The organism is Halomicronema sp. CCY15110 (assembly GCF_016888165.1).
Classification (GTDB): Bacteria; Cyanobacteriota; Cyanobacteriia; order Phormidesmidales; family Phormidesmidaceae; genus Halomicronema.
Genome location: NZ_JACSWC010000007.1, coordinates 1 through 456 on the forward strand (window position 1 = coordinate 1; position 456 = coordinate 456).

The following is a 456-nucleotide window of genomic DNA, read 5'->3' on the forward strand; positions in this document are numbered from 1 at the left end:
AACTATTGGCTCTCTCTAGAGGGTTTGAAGGCCGCTTAAACTACCTGTCCACTTTCTTGAGTCAAGATCAGTCTCGAACAGGCGACCAAAGCGGAACAGCTGGTTTGGCAACGCTTGCGCGATCGCCAAGTCGAAAACTGTAAGTTTCGCAGGCAATACAGCGTTGACTACTATGTGTTGGATTTTTATTGCCCTGAGGTGAAGCTGGCCATTGAACTGGATGGGGCAAGCCATGACTCGGATGAGGCGATCGCGGCTGACCAAGCCAGGCAAGCGGCGATCGCGGTTCTGGGCATTCGGTTCCTTCGCTTTACCAATCAGGAGGTTTACGCTCATTTGGATGCGGTGATTGAGCGAATTGCGGAAACGGTGCGCGAGTTGCGTATTCACCTAACTTCGGCACCGAGTTGCATCAACTTCGGCACCCCCTAAAAACCTGAGTGAAGTTCACTAATT

1 protein-coding gene is annotated in these 456 nt (G+C 51.5%); it reads left to right on the forward strand.

The window, feature by feature from the left end; genetic code table 11:
* Positions 1-66: 66 nt before the first annotated feature.
* A complete protein-coding gene (locus tag JUK32_RS00035) occupies positions 67-432 on the forward strand; it encodes an endonuclease domain-containing protein (protein ID WP_309224454.1) in 366 nt (121 codons plus the stop codon).
* Positions 433-456 lie beyond the last annotated feature (24 nt).